The sequence below is a fragment of the Pseudomonas sp. 313 genome (genome assembly GCF_000316965.1).
In the GTDB taxonomy this organism is placed as follows: Bacteria; Pseudomonadota; Gammaproteobacteria; order Pseudomonadales; family Pseudomonadaceae; genus Chryseomonas; species Chryseomonas benzopyrenica.
The window spans coordinates 194015-210813 of the sequence record NZ_ANBZ01000072.1 but is presented as its reverse complement, the minus strand read 5'-3'; the positions used below and the strand labels follow the sequence as shown (position 1 = coordinate 210813).

The following is a 16799-nucleotide window of genomic DNA, read 5'->3' as shown; positions in this document are numbered from 1 at the left end:
GCCTTAACGCCTCTGCTGATCCAGCTCCAAAAGTCTCGCCGCATAACGCCTGCCCACCGTGTCCGGAGCGAATCCACCCAGCGTCGCGCCGCGCTCGCGAATGCCCGCCCGGGCGCTCGCCCGGTTTCTCAGCGCCTGCACGGCGTCAGGCTGAGAAGGCTCGCCCCAGAAGTTGTCCGCGCCTTCGAGGTAGTCCGCTGCGCCGGTTGCCACCACCGCGCAGGGAATGAGTTCGACCCCGGCGACGCCCGTGCAGAAATCCTGGTTGCCGCCCGCCGCAGAGGCCACCACGTCCAGTCCCAGCAGCAGGGCTTCGGCGATACCGCGACCAAAGCCCTCGGCCCGGTGCAGGGAAACGAAGCAGTCGCAGGCGGCATAGAGCGCCAGGACGTCACCCTTGGCGAGCACCTGGTCGATCAGCACGATGCGTTCGTCGGCGGCGGCGAGCGCCTGCAGCTGCATCCAGGCGGCTGGCTCCTTGTCGGCCCTCATGCATTTCACCACCAGGCCGACCGTCTGATCCTCGCGCGCGAAGGCCGCCTGGAAGGCGCTGATGACGGCAACGGGATTCTTGCGGCGGAACGAAGAGCCGCCATCGAAGGAAAAGACGAAGTAGTAACGCCCTGGCACCAGGTCGAAACGCCGGCGCAGCAGGTCCCGTGGCTCAGGGGGAGCTACCTGCACGGCCATGGGCATCAGGCAGACCGGCACCGCCGCGATAGCCGACAGGGCCGTCTCGGTATAGCGGCTCGACGCCCAGACCTCGTCGACCAGGGCGAAGCTATGCGCCCAGGCCGCCGGCCAGCGCTGCAGCTCCCAGGGCCAGTAGCCGATGGTGTAGCGGCCGGCCAGGAGGCCGCTGCCCTGCTCCAGATAGACCCGGGCGTGTTCGAGGGCGGTCAGGCAGAAGAGGTTGTAGCGATAGCGCGGCGCCGTGGCGACCCAGGCGGCCACGCTCCGGTCCCCCTCGTCCACCCCTGGGCTCACATTGAGGATGACGAAGGGAATGCCCGCCGCCTCGAGGGCACGCGCGGCCATGCGCAGGTCCTCGCCGATGCCCAGCTCGCCATAGGCGTAGCCGATCAGGTTGACGCCGAACGGCTGGAGCTCGCTTCCGCTGCGCGCGGGCCAGGCCAGGCGATTTGCCCCCAGCAGCGCATCCAGTGCGGTTTCCTGCCGGCCGTTCGAGCTCAGCCACTGTCTGTAGCCGGTCCGGCCCGGTGCGGTGGTCAGGTCGAAGGCCTGCTGCAAATCGCCGCGCGTCCCATGGAGTAGGCGGGCGAAGCGGGTATCTTCGATGGCTGCCGCATCCAGCAGAAAGGTCTTCTGCCAGAAGGGAATCTCCAAGCACCCCGGCGGCAATTCCCGAAAGCCACCGCCAAAGAAGAACCAGGCCAATGCCGCTCGCTGTGCCTGCTCGTCCTCCAGGCGGGTGGACAGACCCAGGTCATCACGCAGCTGGATCAGGGCCAGGATCAGGCGCGACACGCCACCCGACCAGGCGGTCGCCGGCAGGGATGCGGGTCCGGAAAGTTCGGCCCAGAAGTCATCCAGTTCCCGTAGCGCGGCATACTCCCGACTGCCCGAGGTGATCAGCCAGCCCAGGTAGGCGCCACGGGCCGCGTCGTCGTCGAGGGGAAACCGCGGCTGTAGATCGAGTGGCCGCACCTGCCAGATCAGCAGGAACAGCCGATGGAAGGCAGCCACGCCGGCCACCGCCAGACGCGCGATAGGCACCCGGTAGTAGTCACTGCCGCGCAGGGCCTGCGGGCCTTCCTGCCAGTACTCGGCCAAATCGCCGCTCATGTCCGGTCCGGCGCCAGGTCGAGACCGCCGTAGGGTCCCAGGGCCCAGTCTTGGTTCAGCGAGGGGCTGTAGAAACGATCCGTCAGCTGCTGGGTCGAGTAGGTTTCGTAGAGGGCGCGCTGCTCGCGCTGGGCGCGAGCGGCCTTGTCGGCGGAGCTGTCCTTGCCGCGCGTGGCCGACTCGGCGTGGAGCAATTCGGCAAAGGGGGTCCAGAGTACCTTCAGGCCCAGTGCATCGATGCGCAGGCACAGGTCGACATCGTTGAAGGCCACCGGATAGCGCTGGGCATCCATGCCGTCGAGACCGAGGTAGAGATCGCGCCGCATCAGCAGACAGGCCGTGGTACAGGCGCTCTGCTGACGGGTCAGCTGATTGAGGCCCAGATAGCCGGGATCCTCGCGCAGCCAGTGGTTGCCGGTATGGGCGGCCAGGCCGTTGATGCCGACCACCACGCCGCCGTGCTGCACCATCCCGTTGCGCCACAGCAGCTTGGCGCCAACGGCCCCGACCTCGGGCCTGGCCGCCAGACTGACCATCTCGCGCAACCAGTCCGGCTGCAGCACCTCGATGTCGTTGTTGATGAAACCCACGTATTCCCCGGTCGCCAGCGCCACCCCCCGGTTGTTGAGGGTGGCGTAGTTGAACGGATAGGGATGCGCCAGCACCTTCACGCCGCGGGCCTGCAACGCCTGAAGGTAGTCCAGCGTCGCCGGATCGTCGCTGCCGTTGTCGATGACGATGACTTCGAGGGCGGGATAGTCGGTGGCCTCCAGCAGGCCTTCCAGGCAGGCCTGCAAGAGGCTGAAGGCGTTGCGAGTAGGCACGATCAGACTGACCCTGGGCAGCCGTTCGGGCAGCGCCCAGTGGGCGCGCAGCGCGCCCGGCAGCTGCGTCTGACGACTCAGATGGCTACCCGGACGCAGTCGCTCCAGCAGCCCGTTGAGGCGCTCCAGGCGCTCGGGTTTCTGACGGTCGCACTCGGCGGGCGTCGCCGGACAGAGGGCGCTGCGATGGCTGAGCACCTGCGCGACCCGCGCCACCGGCAGCTCGGCGCGCAGGGTCGCCCAGATCAGCGCGGCGACGACCGCCTCACGGTCATGCGGTGCCTTCGCCGTGCGCTCCAGGGCGTCCAGCGCCGCAAGGATGACCGCGCGGCCGAACAGAGCGGTCTCGGTAAACAGATCCGTCCCCAGATAGAGATCGAGATCCCAGCTGGGCTTGAACCAGGGATTGCCGCGACTGCCGTCCGGCTGGTCCTGGTCACAATCGGCGAACGCCCAGGCCGCCGGCAACTCGTCCTGGCGGCCCAGCAAGGCCAGCGCCAGCTGATCCAGCGTCTGGGGCCGCAAGCGCGAGCTGAAGGGCAGCAACAGGACCCCGTCCGCCCCCTCGTCGATCAGCTGCCGCAGCGACTCGGCAAAATCGGCCGTGGCGACCCGCTGACCGCTTGGCGCCAGACGCTGTGCCTGCAGGCTGTCCAGGCAGGCCTGGCGTTCATAGTCCGGTGCCTCGCCATGGAGCAGCACGGCGATCCGTTGGTCCGCTACCTGCTCGGGAAAGGCCGGCGGACGCTGGTGCAGGGCGAACCACTGGGGATAGTGGCCAAAGCCGGCACTGCGCGGACAACGTTGAGCGTAGTCCTGGGCCAGGCGCATGGCGAGTTCACGCAGCTCGGGCGCGGCCTGCTCCGGCCAGCCGGCGGCCAGCAGGGCGCCAAGGCCTTCGGCCCGGCAGCAGACGAGGATGGGGCTACCGGCCAACGGCCGGCCCTGCGGGTCTTCGATATGGACTTCGTGGCGCCCGCCATCAGCCAGCGTCCAGGGTAGCTCCAGCCGGAAACCGTGATCGGCGTCGGGACGATAGCTGAGGGCGGGGTGCCAGAGATTAGCGCGACCGCGGGCCACGATCCGATCGGCCAGCCGCGCCCGCACCTCCAGGTGCGTCCCTGGCGTCTCCGCGGACCACAGCCAGCCGGTCACCGCCAACCCACCGCCGTACCAGACCTGGCTGCCAGGCGCGGTCGCCGCGACGGGTATTGCGCACGGCAACTCCAGGGGGTCGCCGACGCGGGGGCCACCGTTGGCTACCCGTACGACGATCTGGTGAGCGTCGGCCAGCCAGGCCTCGCGCAGCTGCAGAGCAAATCCGTGAAAGCCATCGCCAACGCAAGGCCCGTTCTGATACTCGTCGGCGCGTACCAAGGCCACGCTGGCTCCATCGACGAGCACTTCGAGGGCGAGCCTGAGGTCCGGCTGGGCGAGGTCGCAGGCCCAGCCCTGGAGCACGCCTCCGTACAAACCCTCGATACGTCCTTCGACGATGGCAGAGCCGGACCGAGCAAAATCATTCATGGAGAAAACCGAGAGGAAAGACTTCGTTCAACACGGCCGCCAGCGCTGGCGGCAGTGCACTGAGGCGCTGGGCGCCCGCCTCGTGGGCCACCCGGCCTGCCGGGGCGTGCAAGACCAGCCCGGCGGTACGGGCGCGCTCGGGGGCCCACCAGGTGGTGGTCGGGGCCTGCTCCAGACTGAGGACGAGGGTGCATCCCGCCAGCGCTGGCAGCCGCTGCGGCGCGATGCCGGGGACCTCGGGAAGCATCCGGACATTGCCAATGGCCAACAGCGCCGTCGTCCAGGGTGAGGAATCGCCGAGCAGGAACCGGCACTTCAGGCCACGCCGCCGACAGCGTCGCAAGACCACCAGCCAGCGCTGCGCCAGGCCCGGTGCCTGCAGAAGATCGCCGATCAGCACATTGCCCAGCTCCGTCCGCGGCAGGGCCGACCCGGCCCTGGGCGCGGCCAGCTGGATAACCGGTACTGCCGGACAGCGCAGGTGCAGGGAAGCCGTCAGGGTCGCATAGGGCGTCAGTAGTGCCCTGGCCCGCTGCAGGAACAGCGCAGCGGATTCCAGCAAGGGCGAGGCAAAGTCATCGCTGCCCTGTACCTCATGGGGAATGTTCAACTGCAGGGGCAGCGCCCGCAGCGCATCGGGGCAGTCCGCGGCCTGCAGATAGCGCAACCGGGCCGGAGCCAGCTGCCCCAGATCCTCCAGCAGCAGCTCGGCCTGGGCGGGCAAGCGATAGTCCAGCAGCACAGGCAAGCCGTAGCCATGTAGGCGTAGCTCGATGAGCAACTGGCCGTCGTGCTGCCGATGGGCCAGGGTGCAAGCCGGCGCCTCCCCGCCCGCTAACGCCAGCCGTGCGAAATGGCTGGCCGGCGCGACCTGGGCAATGATGCCCGCCGTCGCGATCCGGGGGCCGAGCAAGACCAGGCGCGCGCGCTGCAGACGATCTCGATAGGACCGCAGTGGATCCTGCTGGCGGTAGCGCTCGAAGGCGCGATCAGCTGCGGGATAGCGCTCGCGCAGCAGCGCATTGTTGAAGGCGACCCGCGCCAGTTTCTCCTGGCCGAAGGAGACCCCACCCTGGTGACCGACGAAGACCCGATGGGCCGCCAGATGCCGCCAGCCACGCTCGCGGGCACGCAGGCACCAGTCGGTCTCTTCGCCATAGCCCCGCTGGAGATGGAGTTCATCGAGCAGGCCGACATCGTCCAGCGCGGAGCGTCTGATATAGAGGCAGAAGCCACAGCCCACCTCGACCTCGGGCGCCGGCTCGTTGCTCGCTGCCGCCTGGGTGTTGAGGATCTCCAGCTCGTCCGCTGTCGGCAGCGGATAGCCCTCGCAAGGGGCCGGAAAGCTCAGCAGCTCACCGTTGTTGCTGAACGGCGTGGCGGTCGCGGCGTCCGGGCGCTCCTGGACCGTCTCGCGCAAGAGGTCCAGCCAGGCTCCGGCGACCAGGGTATCGGCGTTGAGCCAGACCACGTCACGCTGGCCGTGTAGCGTCATGCCGCGATTCATGTTCCTGATGAAGCCCAGGTTGACCGGGCGCCGGTGCAGCTCGATGTCACCCGCCGCGGCCAGGGCCTCCAGCGCCTGGATAAGATGCGCATCCCGGCTGGCATCATCGAGCACGACCAGCTGCATAGGCGTGCGATTGGCCGCACGGCTGCGCAGGACACTCTCGATACAGGCCAGGGCAGCCGTCCGCCCCTCATAGACCGGTATCAGCACATCGACGACCGGATCAGGCGACTGCCCGGATGGGATCGCGGGGGTCGGGACGCTCAAGACGCCAGTGGCCAGGGGACTACCACTCAGGTCCTGGCCGTCGGGCCACTGCAGCCGCAGGCTTGCGACATCCTCGGTCAGCTGCAGACGAAAGCCGCCATGGGTACCGGCATTGCCCGCCTCTGCCAGGAGCGGACAGGATTGTCTGGCGATCAGAAGGCTCGGCGCTTGCCCCTCCAGCGTCAGGGTCAACCGGGGGGACTGTCGAGGGCGGCGGGTATCCAGAGCCCAGCCGTGGATCTCCCGGCGCAGCGGATCGAATTCCACCTGCCCCCAGCAGCCCGGCGGCAGATGCGCGAGCAGCAGACCCAATTCGGCGGCACTGCTTACATAGGGCAATTCGGCCGCCAGCTGTTCATTCTTGAATCCTGGCAAGGCGATCAGGGCGCGCAGGCGCAGGAGACGGACCGCGGTGGTCATGCGCGCGGGATTGGCCGGCGCCGACAGCAGGTCGAAGGCAGTCTGGTGTTCACCCTTCGCCAGCAGCACATGGCCCAGCAGGGCCCAGACCTCGCCCTGAGGCCCGAGCCGGGTAGCCGCCTCGGCCAAGGCCAGGAAGGCATCTTCCAGCCGGCCTTGCTGCAAGGCCTCCAGCCCTTCGGATACCAGGGCAACCGGACGTTGTTCGGTGATTCGTAGGGCCAGCGCGAGGCGCTCGGCGGCGATCTCCAGGCAGCCGGTCTGCCGGAGCGCCTGATAGTCCTCCATGAGCGATGCAGAGCTCAAGATCGAAACTCCCGTGCAAGGACCCGCGCCAACGACAGAGGACCTCCGGCTGCGCGCCGGAGGTCCGTCGTCGGGGGTGAGGCGTCAGACTTGGCCGGCGATGACCAGCACCCCGGTGTCGTGATTCTGGGCCTCTGTCGAGCCCACGATGCTCACCACCACCGAGGCCCGCGAGGCCCCATCGGCGAGTGCACTCTCCCAGTACGCCAGACCCGCCGCATCGGCGCTGCGGCCGAGCATGTTCTGGTAGAGGGACTGGAGGAAGGTCGCGTCGGAGGCGCCGCCCATCTTGCTCTGGTACTCGCTGGAGCCCAGGAAGGCGTTGGCGATGGCCGTCACGTTGCCGCCATTGGCCGCGACATTGTCCAGCCAATAGTGCGTCCCCGCCTGATCGGCTTCACGGCCAAGCAGGGCCTCGTACAGCCGAATGGCGCTCGCCTCAGTTTCAGTGGAGGTCACCGTCAGGGAATTCTTGCCATCGGCGTCGGTAAAGAAGGTAACGTCCTTCGCCGTAACGACCCCAGGCGCAGTGCTGGACGTGCTGCTCAGAGTGACGGTGCCATCGCTGCCGACCTTGACCCCGTAGTCGGCCAGCTTGCCGTTCACCACCACGACGTCAAAACCCGCACCGCCGTCGACGGTGTCATGACCGTTGCCAGCATAGACCGTGTCGTTGCCGGCACCAGTCTTGATGGTGTTGACTCCGCCATGGAGCACCACGGTATCACTGCCGCCCGCCAGGGTGATGGTGCCGTTGCCAGCCCCGCCATCGATGTAGGTATTCACGTTGTCGGTGACCGTGATCGTGTTGCCACCGGTACCACCAACGATGACCCGGCCGAAATCGGCGGTATTGACCGGTGCGTCCTTGACCACCTGTGCGGATTGCGCGCTCTGGGCCGAGGCGCCGAAGGTCACGGTGACAGTGGCCTGGGTATCGAACACGAAGGCATGGGCATTGGCCAGGGCGTTCGGGATATTCAGGGTCACCTGGCTACCGCTGGAGCCCAGGTTGTTGAGCAGGACCAGCTGCGGTGCGACGGCTTCGCCATTGCTGTTGTGGACGGTATTGACGGTGTTGCCGTCGTAGTTGGTCACTGCGACGTTGGCGTTGGCACTGGTCGAGCTGTTCAGGCCGAGTACCGAGGAGATGGCGGCCAGGGTATTGGCGCTCAGCGAGCTGGAGGTCAGGGAATTCTGGACGGATTGAGCGCTGACGGGCTGATCGTATTGCATGGTTAAGTCTCCTGAAGCGCTTCTTCACGGAAGGCGCACATCGAACGGTGGGGGTCATGACCATCCCAGGGAGACTGGTAGCGGCAAGCGTTCATCTCGACGCCAGGGTTGATCGATACGTGCAGCGCGGTCAGGAAGGCATTCGCCGGGGCGACGCACTCCTCACCGGGCAAAAGGGGTTGCGGCGCCAGGCCGGCAAAGCCGGCCCAGGCCTCGAGCCGATAGTCGGCCCGGCGCGGACCGACCAGGGCAATGGCGATCGCGGTAATGGGTAGCTGCCCGCTCGGACTGCCGAGAAACTGGCCGGTGGTGACGGCTGGCTGCTGCACGCCGGCAATCTGGCAGCCATAGGCCAGATCGACGCCTTCGGGCCGCCCGGGCCAGTCGATACAGAAGCCACCCAGGGGCTGTGTTGTCCTGGGATCGCCCAGGGTCGAGGCGTGAACGCTCTGGGTACCTGGCGCGAAGTGTCCGGTCAGCTTGAGTGCCACGCCCGCCGGGCTGACAGCGGCCTGCCCTGGCGCCGGGCGCAGGATCGCCGCGGAGGTGTCGATCCGATCGATCCGCAGGTCGATGGTCTGGAAGCCGACCCCCTGCAGCTGGTACTCGGTGATCAGCAGCGTCCCGCAGCCGTTCTTGACCCGGATGATCAGGGTGTCGCCCAGCCGCGCCAGGGTATTGCGCACCACGCTTTCGCCGGGAAAGAAATCGACGGTGCTCTTGCCGATCAAGGTCGGTTGCAGGCTGATCAGGCAGGGGCGCTCGGCATCGTGCAAGGAGGCATAGCGGGCGATGTACAGGCCCGGCTCCAGGCTCAACAAGCGAGTCCTGAAGGTGAATTCCTTCTGATCCATCACTTGATTAGCCTCCTCACCTTTATGAGTGTTAACACAGGGAGCGCTAAGATCACCCAAAAACTGTGACAGGAATCACATTTATTGCAATCAGCCGATCAACGGGTAACAAAGGGTTACAGACGGCTCGCTTCCCGGACGTATCAGCAGCCCTTTTCACCAAGAAGCCCGAGCTAGAGCGGTATAGACAGACTAAAAAATTGTGACTGAATATGTCTAATTTACGCGGCACGCCCCATCTTGGTCACCGGAGAAGACCCATAGCGCACGGTGCGGAGTGGAGAGGTAGAGACAGGTGGGCCTAGCGCGAGATGACGCTTGAGCCAAGGCAGGCACCTGCGCGCCAGCACGTCCAGGCGCAGCGCGTAGGCGCCCAGAAACAGGCAGGGAGCGAAAGGGAGAGCCGGCAGCCGTGCCGTTGAGTTGCAACCAGGGTGTCGGTGCTTCGAGGCCGACACCCGGTTGCCGCTGCGAGAGGTTTCAGCCGCGCTCGGCGTCTTCCGGCTTGAGTCCGGTCTTGCGCGTCTCGTCGGGCTTGGGCACGGTCAGCCAGGCATTGATGCGCTGGATGTCGGCATCCTTGAAGTCACCGCTCCAGCGTAGCAGGACCAGCTGGTTGGTGATGAAGTCGTATTGCGCGCGTAGGTAGTCGCGCCGGGCGCTGTACTCCTGGCGCACCGCATTCAGCACGTCCACCGCGGTGGCCGCGCCGAAGGAGAAGGACTTCTCGCTCGCCTCGCGGGCCTTGACCGCCGAAGTCAGCGCATTGCGCGACGACTCGATCTTGCTCAGGCTGGCAAAGCTCTTCAGGTAGGCGGTCTTGGTTTCCTTGACCACCTGGCGACGCACCGACTCGTAGTCTTCCTCAGCCGATTCCTGGGAACCATACAGACTCCGCGTCCGGGCGCTCACCGAGCCACCGCTGTAGATCGGAATCTGCAGATTGAGGCTGGCCGAATAGGTATCAATGGCCTCGGAGGCGATGACGTTCTCGTAGGCGAAGTCACTGCGTTGCGCGCCGAATTGCAGACTCAGGGTGGGCAGGTGCCCGGCCTTGGCCTCGCTGACGGCGTACTCCGCCGAATTCAGGGCTTCCTGCTTGGCCTGCAGCGCCGGGTTGTGATTGATGGCCGACTGCACCCAGTCGGTTTCCGTCCCCGGCAAGGCGGTGAAGAGGGTGCGGTCATCGATGCGCTTGAAGGGCTGGTAGATGTCCCGCCCGACCAGTTCGGCCAGGGCTTCACGCGTCACCTGGATCTGGTTCTTGGCTTCGATTTCCGCGGTCTTCAGGCTGTCCACGCGGGCGGACAGCTGCAGCTTGTCGGTGATGGTCGCCAGTTGCCGGTCGAACAGCGCCGAGACGCTGTCGAGGTTGCGCTGGGTCGCCTTGCGCTCGGCGGTGGCCAGTTCCAGTTCATCCTCGGCCGCCAGGGCGGCGAAGTAGCGCTGGACCACATCCGCAGCGGACTGGATGCGGGTGTCTTCGGCCAGCGAGCGATACTGCTTGGTGAGTTCGCTGTACTTCTTGAAGCCACGCCAGGCGGCCGGGTTGTAGATCGCCTGGGTCAGACTCAGGTTGTAGGTCTGGCCGTCGTAGAACAGCGTCTGCGGGCCTTCGGTGCGCTTGATGCGGCTGGTGGAGGCGCCGCCGCTCAGCTGCGGCAGCATCTGGCCGAAGGCACCGTCCTGCTGCCCCTGACTGGCCTTGACCTGGGCATCCGCACCGCCGATGCGGGGATCGGATTCCATGGTCTTCTGGTACAGCTGCCAGAGATCCAGGTAGGCCGCCGGCTCATGGGTGGCGACGGGCGCCGCCTGACCCAGCAGCGGCAGGGCCAGGCCCAGGGCGAGAAGCAGTCGGGCGGGCTTGAACATCGCCTTACTCCTCGATCATCGAGCGCGCCATGGCATTGCGCGCCGGCTTGAGCAGATAGTTGAGCAGGGTACGGGCGCCGGTGTTGATCAGCACCTCGGCCGGCATGCCCGGCACCAGCTCGCGACGACCCAGGTCGGCCCGGCCCTTGTCGGTCAGGGTCACGCGCGCCAGGTAATAGGGCGCACCGGTCCGCTCGTTGGTGAAGCGGTCAGCGGAGATATAGACGACTTCGCCTTCCAGGATGGGGGTGGTGGCGTTCTTGAAGGCGCTGAAGCGCACCTCGGCCAGCTTGCCCAGTTCGATACGGTCGATATCGTTCGGCTGCACCTCGACCTCGACCAGCAGGTCGGCACCGATCGGCACGATGTCCAGCAGGTGGGTACCAGGCGCCACGACGCCGCCGATGGTATGCACCGCCAGGCCCATGACCATGCCGTCCACCGGCGCCTTGATCACCGTACGGTTGACTAGATCCTGCAGGGCCCCTACCCGCTCGCGCAGCTCATAGATGCGCGACTGGGTCTCGGCCAGCTTGTTGGCCACGTCGGACTTGAATTTCTGGGTGGTCTGCAGGATCTGCAGCTTGGTTTCCCCCATCTGCACCTTGGCGCGAGCGATGGCCGATTGCTGATCGGCGATCTCGGCCTGCAGGCGCGACAGGTTGCGCTCCTGGTCGCGCAGGCGCTCGTTGTTGACGTAGCCCTGCTTGAGCAGCTCGCTCAGGTCCTTGATCTCGCTGCCATAGGACTGCGACAGACCCTGCTTGCTCTGGATGACCGCCGAGAAGCCGCGGATCTGCTGCTCGAGCTCGGCGCTCTTGTTCTTGAGGACGTCGATTTCTCCCAGACGCGCATTGCGCTGGGCCAGAAAAATCTGCCGTTCGCTGTTGCGGGCTTCCTGGACGCGCTTGTCATCCTCAGGGAAGTCGCTGGTGCCAAAGGTCACGTCGTTGCGATCGTCGCGCTCGGCGATCAGCCGCGCTTCCAGTGCCTGGGAGGCGATCAGCTGGCTGCGCGCCGCTTCGAGCTGGGCACGGGCCTGGGTATCGTCCAGACGCATCAGGGTATCGCCGGCCTTGACGTGGTCACCGTCGTGGACCATCAGCTCCTTGACGATGCCGCCTTCCAGATGCTGCACGGTCTTGCGCGAGCTCTTGATGGTCAGATAGCCCTGGGCGAGCACGGCGCTGTCGAGCGGGGCCAGGCCGGCCCAGAGCCCGCCCAGACCAAAGACGACGATCAGGATGATATAGCCCAGTCGACGGACCGGCTTGTCGGAAACCTTGAGGCCTTCGGCCTCGGCTTCAGCGAGATACTGGGTATTCATCAGGCCATACCTCCCGATTGCTCAGCGCTGCCATCGGTTTTGGGCAGGGACTCGGTTTCAGCGGCGGCCACGGGCGGCGCCGCGGGGCGGCCCTGGAGTTGCGCCAGGACCTGATCACGCTGGCCGGACATGACGATCTGGCCATCGTTCATCACGATCAGATTGTCGACATAGGCCAGGACGCTGACGCGGTGGGTCACGATGAACAGCGTCGCACCGGTCTGCTTGAGGCGCAGCAGGGCTGCACCCAGCGCCTTCTCGCCCGCCTCGTCGAGGTTGGAATTGGGTTCGTCCAGCACCACCAGGCGCGGATTGCCGTAGACGGCACGGGCCAGACCGATACGCTGGCGCTGGCCACCGGAAAGGGCGCCGCTGTTGGCGCCGATGATGGTGTCGTAGCCCTGGGGCAGGCGCAGGATCATCTCGTGCACCCCGGCCAGTTCAGCGGCCTCGACCACGGCCTTGGCATCCACCTGGCCAAAGCGGGCGATGTTGTCGCTGATGCTGCCGTCGAACAGTTCGATGTCCTGCGGCAGGTAGCCAATATACGGACCGAGTTCTTCGCGTTTCCATTGGGCGATGTCGGCGCCGTCCAGGCGTACCTTGCCGCTCTGCGCCGGCCAGATGCCCAGCAGCGCACGCGCCAGGGTCGACTTGCCCGCCGCGCTGGCGCCGAGAATACCGACCGAGGCGCCCGCAGTGACGTTGAAGGAGATGCCCTTGAGGATCGGCTGGAAGGCACCCGGCGGCGTCAGGATCAGTTGCTCGACCGAAATGTTGCCCTTCGGGGCCGGCAGCGACATCCGTGGCGGCTCAGCCTGGACCTGACGCATCATCTCGTTCAGACGCGCGTACTGGCCGCGGGCGGAAATAAAGCCCTTCCAGCTGCCGATCATCAAATCGATAGGCGCCAGAGCGCGGCCCAGCAGCAGGGAGCCTGCTGTCATCAGGCCAGGGGTGATCTGATGGTCGATGACCAGCCAGGCACCCAGTCCCAGGATTAGGGATTGCAGCACCATGCGCAGGGTCTTGGACAGGTTGCTCAGGGCACCGCCGTGCTCACTGGCACGTGCCTGCAAACCCAAAACATGGGTGTTGCGCTTACGCCACTGTTTGAACAGGCTGGGCATCATGCCCATCGAGGCCACGACTTCGGCGTTACGCAGGTTCTTGCTGGTGAACTGGGTCGCGCGCGCGTTTTCTTGGTTGGCTTCAGCCAGCCGCTTGCCGGTCAGCTTTTCGTTGGCATAGGCCAGCAGGATCAGCAGGATCGCGCCCAGCACAGTTAGAGCGCCAAACAGCGGGTGGAAGAAGTACATCACCGCGACGTAGATCGGCAGCCAGGGGGCATCGAAAAAGGCGAACAGCCCCTGCCCAGTCAGGAATTGGCGCAGCCCGGTCAGGTCATTGAGCGGCTGCGCCGAGGCCTGAGCACCGCCGGTGTAGAGCGCTTGCTTGAAGCTCGCATCATAAAGGCGCTCGTTGAGGAGCAGATCCAGGCGCGTGGAGACCCGGACTAGAATGCGCGAGCGGATCCACTCTAACGCACCGTAGGTCGCCATCAGCAGCAGCATGATCAGGGTAAGCATGACCAGCGTGGTGATACTGCTACTGCTCAGGACACGGTCGTATACCTGCAGCATGTAGAAGGAGGGAACGAGCAGCAGCAGGTTGATGAACAGGCTGAAAAAGCCGACCGTTAGAAAGCTGCCCTTGCAGGCAATCAGCGCCTGCTCAAGATCTGTCTTGGGTTTGGATTGCATGCAGATACCAGCGGGGGACAAGAAGGAACAAAACCGCAGGGTGCGGACTCTATCACAGGTTTTTGAAGGGAGTTCCCCCTACCCGCGGAGCCCGCGATCCTACCCGATGACCGGGGCTAGAGCCTTAAGCCTGCCTTATGTCGGGCGCTGATGAGGCCTGCTCATCGAGGCCTATCCGGCCCTGCTTGAGGGCTACGCCCGTCTGGGTACGCTCGATGAGCTGCAGTGCCGCCTCACGCCAGCCAACCCAGCCCCATTCACCCAGCGAACGGGTAGCGGGAAAGACGCTGTTGACTTCGTAGCGCTCAACCTGGGCTACCAGCGATGCCGGATCGGCCAGATCAAAGTACGCCATGAAGTCGCCGCCGACCTCGCGGAATACAGGGATGTCGCTGGCCATGGCCGGCAAGCCCCGCTGCATGGCTTCCACCAGTGGCAGACCGAAGCCCTCTACATAGGAGGGGAACACCAGCGCCCGGGCATTGGCGTAGGCGTATTCCAGGCTGGTGTCGTTGGCGCCATTGAACATGAACAGCCGACGCTGGTATTCCGGATGGGTCTTGATGCGCTCGATCAGCGCCTCGGTCTTCCAGCCCACCTTGCCGATGATGCACAGGCGCACATCGGCGCCCCTGGCCCAGAGCAGGTCGAAGGCGTCGAGCAGATAGGCGTGGTTCTTGCGCGGCTCGATGGTGCTGACCATCAGGTACACCGGCGTCTTGCCATCGAACAGGCGCTTGACGTCCGGGTCGCAGGCGGCGCCGCTGCTGTTTAGATCAAGCTCTGAGCCCAACTGGAAGTAACCGTGCCATTGACGCTCAGCTGCTGTGCCCAGGCGCAGTCGCAACTCGGCCTCCACCTGATGGCTGATCGTCTGAGAGATGGCCATGAAGCCGTCCGCGGTCCGAGCGATCCAGTCGAACCATTCATCAAAAACCTTCACCAGGTGGTTGTCGCAGAACTGCGGATGGGTGAGCGGGATCAGGTCGTACATGACCGACACGATGCCCACGCCACGCGCCTTGAGCGATTCGGCAAGCTTGAAGAAGTCGGCATGCCAGGAGGAATCCAGCAGCACCAGTTGATCACCCGGCTCGATGTCCAGCGGCACGGCGCGCTCAGGCTCCTCACCTGCCTTGTAGTCCTGCTCGCGCAGGATATTCAGCGGCCACTGGATGACCTGGCTGGTCGCCCGGCACGGCCAGTACCACATACGGCGCATCAACAAGGAGCGGTCGGCGAACGGCAGCTTCTGCTCCACCCGGTCGTGCCAGCGCCAGAAACGGTCCTGCAGCCGGTCCAGGCGGCCGATCCACTGCCGACGGCGGATACGACCCTCATCAACCTCTAACGGCTCGAGGCTGTTCACCCGATAGAGCTGATCGTGCTTCATCATGACTGGAATGCACTCGACCGAGGGATCCAGGTGGGGAAGCTGCTTGATGACGTTACGCACCACCCGCTGGATACCCGAGTTATCGGAAGGGTGCTCGTAGACGTAGGTGCATTCGATCAGTAGACGCATGGCAACTCGCAAATCCTCGCTAGTCCCGCAGGGCAGGCTCGCCGGAGAAAGGCCGATAGAAGGCCGAAATGAAGGAGCGCCAACCGGAAAACTACTTAGGGCCGGCGTCTGGGTCCGTGGGGACAAAATTGGCGGGCGATTATAAGGCCCATGGCACACAGCGCCCAGTCCGGTCGTCTCGACAGCGGCAGAGTAGGTCATAAAACTGCTGCCAGACGTGGACTAATCGCGGTCAGCCCGGATAATGCCTGCCTTTGCGCAGGGGCTGTCCGGTCGGTTCAAAGCGCTGGAAAGACGTACGGACCGATTCCCGCAGCAGAGCCGTCCCGATGCCCCTCCCCCGCCCTCGCGTGAGGGGTGCGTTCAACCAGAGCTGTCGAGCAAACATGAAGGTCTTCGTTTCCATCAATGTTCTCAAGCCGCCAATGACCGGCATTGGGCGCTATACGCTGCATTTGCTGGAGCAGCTCGTTGATCATCCCGCGGTGGAGGACATCAAGGCCTATGGTGACGACGGGCTCATGGACCGCGCCGCCTTGCGCACGAAGCTCCAGCGACTGGCCGAAGGCGAGGCGCCGTCGCCCACCCGATTACGCTACGGCCGGCTCCGGCGGTGGCTCGGGTATCGTCCCTGGCTGCGCCGGCTCTACCGCGCGCGGTTGAACAAAGCGTTCCGTCCTTGGGGCGCGCAGCTGGATGGCTACGTCTATTGGGAACCCGGCTATTTTCTGCTGCCTTTCAAGGGTCCCAGCGTTGCCACGCTCTATGACCTTTCGCACCTTCGTCATCCAGAACTGCACCCCCCGGCTCGCATCGACGAAATGCGGCGTCTGATCCCGCACACCATCGAGGCTTCCACTCGCCTGATCACGATCTCGGAATTCATCCGTAACGATCTGGTCGACACGCTTCAGTTGAAAAAGCCTGTAGACCTGGTCAGCCCCGGTATCGCCACCGACTTTTTCAACATCACCGACGCCCAACGAAAGGAATGCCGCCAGCACCTAGGCCTTCCAGAGCAGTTCATTCTTTCGGTGGCGACCCTTGAGCCGCGCAAGAATCTTGCACGGCTGCTACGGGCTTTCGAAAGCCTGCCCTCCGCCCTACGCCAGCGTTACCCACTAGTCCTGGCAGGCGCACCCGGCTGGCAGAATTCAGAGCTGGCCGAGCTGATGGCCAAGCTGCAAGAGGCAGGCGAGTTGCTGTTCCTCGGCTATGTCGATCAACGCCATATTCCTGCTCTCTATGCCAACGCGACCCTGTTGGCATACCCCTCGCTCTATGAGGGCTATGGCATGCCCATCGCTGAAGCCATGGCCGCCAGCTGCCCGGTCCTGACCTCCACCGTGAGTTCGATGCCTGAGGTTGCAGGGAACGCCGCGGTATTGGTCGACCCCCTGGATGAATCGTCAATAGCAGCAGGCCTCAAGCGACTGCTCGAAGATTCAGACCTGCGCAGCCAACTGACCGCGGCGGGCACCGTCCGTACACGGGAAATGACCTGGGCCAGCCGGGTCGAGGATCTCGTCGCCAGCCTTACAGCGGCCGCGCCGTGAGCG

General features: G+C 65.2%; 10 protein-coding genes. 1 reads left to right on the top strand and 9 read right to left on the bottom strand.

The features are described 5' to 3' along the window. Window positions 1-3 precede the first annotated feature (3 nt). The 9 genes from C722_RS0116885 to C722_RS0116845 form a co-directional block, all read right to left on the bottom strand. Window positions 4-1806 carry a glycosyltransferase gene (locus tag C722_RS0116885; protein WP_017641643.1) on the bottom strand — a complete coding sequence of 601 codons (1803 nt, stop codon included), beginning with the start codon at window positions 1804-1806 and terminating at the stop codon, window positions 4-6. Further along, complete coding sequence (locus C722_RS0116880; RefSeq protein ID WP_017641642.1) at window positions 1803-4091, bottom strand: glycosyltransferase; 2289 nt, start codon at window positions 4089-4091, stop codon at window positions 1803-1805. Before C722_RS0116880 ends, C722_RS0116885 begins: the two co-directional genes overlap by 4 nt. A 58-nt stretch (window positions 4092-4149) precedes the next feature. Further along, window positions 4150-6660, bottom strand: a complete 2511-nt coding sequence (locus C722_RS25065) for a glycosyltransferase family 2 protein (protein ID WP_157225844.1) — start codon at window positions 6658-6660, stop codon at window positions 4150-4152. A gap of 84 nt (window positions 6661-6744) precedes the next feature. Then, entirely contained in the window at window positions 6745-7896 is a 1152-nt protein-coding gene (locus C722_RS0116870; RefSeq protein WP_017641640.1) for a DUF4214 domain-containing protein, read from the bottom strand. Window positions 7897-7898: 2 nt separating this feature from the next. After that, window positions 7899-8750, bottom strand: coding sequence for a hypothetical protein (locus C722_RS25060; protein ID WP_017641639.1), 852 nt, complete (start codon window positions 8748-8750; stop codon window positions 7899-7901). A 480-nt stretch (window positions 8751-9230) separates the two neighbouring features. Continuing rightward, entirely contained in the window at window positions 9231-10625 is a 1395-nt protein-coding gene (locus C722_RS0116860; RefSeq protein ID WP_017641638.1) for a TolC family outer membrane protein, read from the bottom strand. A gap of 4 nt (window positions 10626-10629) precedes the next feature. Then, window positions 10630-11952: an HlyD family type I secretion periplasmic adaptor subunit gene (locus tag C722_RS0116855; RefSeq protein ID WP_017641637.1), complete on the bottom strand. Its 1323-nt coding sequence runs from the start codon at window positions 11950-11952 to the stop codon at window positions 10630-10632. Then, a complete protein-coding gene (locus C722_RS0116850) occupies window positions 11952-13715 on the bottom strand; it encodes a type I secretion system permease/ATPase (RefSeq protein WP_017641636.1) in 1764 nt (587 codons plus the stop codon). The genes C722_RS0116855 and C722_RS0116850 overlap by 1 nt, the downstream gene beginning before the upstream one ends. Before the next feature lie 124 nt (window positions 13716-13839). Next, window positions 13840-15240 (bottom strand): glycosyltransferase family 1 protein, encoded by a 1401-nt coding sequence (locus tag C722_RS0116845; RefSeq protein ID WP_017641635.1) that lies wholly within the window; start codon window positions 15238-15240, stop codon window positions 13840-13842. Between the two features lie 386 nt (window positions 15241-15626). Between C722_RS0116845 and C722_RS0116840 the strand changes: the two genes are divergently transcribed. Continuing rightward, window positions 15627-16796 (top strand): glycosyltransferase family 1 protein, encoded by a 1170-nt coding sequence (locus C722_RS0116840; RefSeq protein WP_017641634.1) that lies wholly within the window; start codon window positions 15627-15629, stop codon window positions 16794-16796. Window positions 16797-16799 lie beyond the last annotated feature (3 nt).